The following is a 1,804-nucleotide window of genomic DNA, read 5'->3' as shown; positions in this document are numbered from 1 at the left end:
GTCGGGAATCCCTCGAGCCCGCCCGCGCTGGCCCCGCGCCAGCCGTAGATCGACTGGTTCGGGTCCCCCACGGCGGTCACCGGGTGCCCGCCGCCGAACAGCGCGCCCAGCAGCGTCAGCTGCGCGTACGACGTGTCCTGGTACTCGTCGAGCAGCACGACGCGGAACCTCTGCCGCTCGCCCGCGCCCACCTCCGGCACGTCGCACGCCAGCCGCGCGGCGAGGGCGACCTGGTCGCCGAAGTCGATCGCGTCGCCGGCCCTCTTGCGCGTCCGGTACTCGGCCACCAGGTCGAGCACCCGGACCCGCTCCCCCAGCGACCGCAGCAGCTTCTTGACGTCGGCGTACGGCTCGCGCGGCGGCGTCCCCGGGGGCGTCGCGGCGATCGCCTCGAGGATGCCCTCGATCCCGGCGCGCGCACCCGCCGCGTCGAGGAGGTGCTCGTCGAGCGCGCCGGACAGAGCCAGCACCGCCTCGATCACGGTGGAGGTCGCGGCGTCGGTGTCGAGGTCGTCGCTCCACGCCTCGACCACCTCGGCGGCGAGCTGCCACTGGGCCGCCTCGCCCAGCAGCCGGGCCGACGGGTCCAGCCCGAGCCGCAGCGCGTGGTCCGCCACGAGGGAGGCGGCGTAGGAGTTGTAGGTCGAGATGGTCGGCCGGGACAGCCCCGCGAGCGCGTCCCCGCGGGCCGGGTCGAGGCCCCCGGCCAGAGCGATGCCCTCCGCGGCGGCGGCGCGGGCGAGGGTGCGCAGGCGGCGGCGCACGCGCTCGGACAGCTCGCCGGCGGCCTTACGCGTGAACGTCAGGCCCAGCACCTGGTCCGGCTCGACGATGCCGTTGGCGAGCAGCCACACGACGCGCGCGGCCATGGTCTCGGTCTTGCCCGACCCGGCGCCGGCCACGACCAGCGACGGCCCGAGGGGCGCCTCGATGACGAGCCGCTGCTCGGGCGTCGGCGGCGGCTGGCCGACCAGCGCGGCGATCTGCGCTGCGGTGAGCAGGACGGTCATGCGACCACCTGTCCGCCCTCGCCGCGGACCGGGCACGAGCGCCGGACCGGGCAACGGTCGCAGAGGTCGTTCGCGGTCGCCTCGAAGGTCGACGCGGCCATCCGCTCGGCCACCTGGTCGACCATCGTCCGCGCCCAGCTGGGGCCGTCCACCTCGGGACCGAGCGGCTCCTGGGTCCGCAGGACCGCGGAGGCGCCGGTGCCGAGGAAGACCAGCTGCGCGCCGCCGCTGGTCGCGCCGTCGGGCAGCCCGTCGAACGCGCCGGCGTCGACGGCGAGCTGGTAGGCGCCGAGCTGCGGGTTCTCGGCGGACTTGCTGACGCTGGGCGGGCTGGCGCCGGTCTTGAGGTCGACCACGCGGACGACCGGTCCCGCGGCGTCGTCCTGCACGAGCTCGATCCGGTCCGCCGATCCCCGCAGGGTCGCGCGGTCGGTGTCGACGGAGAACTCCCCCTCGACCAGCAGCGGCTCCCCCGCGGTCCGCAGGTACACCGCGAGCCGGTGCACCATCGCGTCGGCCTTGCGGCGGGTGGCGAGCGCGGGCCAGCCGTCGCCCAGGCCCAGCTCGCCCCACCGCCGGTCGAGAGCCTCCGACAGCTCGGCCTCGGTCCCGCGCGGGTGCTCCTGCGCGATCGCGTGCAGCAGCGTTCCCAGGCTCTGGCCGCCGCTGGCCGAGGCGGTGCCGCCGGCGGCCTCCAGCGCCCAGCGCAGCGCGCACCGCTGGGCGGTCTCGACCTTGGACGGGCTGACGGGCACACGCTCGTCCGCCGCCCAGAGCGGGGCGTCGCTGGAGGG

The 1,804-nt window shown here is 76.6% G+C and carries 2 protein-coding genes; both read right to left on the bottom strand.

The genetic code is table 11. The features are described from left to right. Window positions 1-1,010: ATP-dependent helicase (locus ACXJKG_RS20940; protein WP_456847642.1), on the bottom strand; the 1,010-nt coding region annotated here is incomplete at its 3' end. Then, on the bottom strand, window positions 1,007-1,804 hold a 798-nt coding region (locus ACXJKG_RS20935), incomplete at its 5' end, for a RecB family exonuclease (RefSeq protein ID WP_456847641.1). The genes ACXJKG_RS20940 and ACXJKG_RS20935, both read right to left, overlap by 4 nt.

The sequence above is a fragment of the Cellulomonas sp. P5_C6 genome (assembly GCF_054049635.1).
The sequence above is the reverse complement of the archived record's forward strand: the minus strand, read 5'-3'. Positions and strand labels throughout refer to the sequence as shown.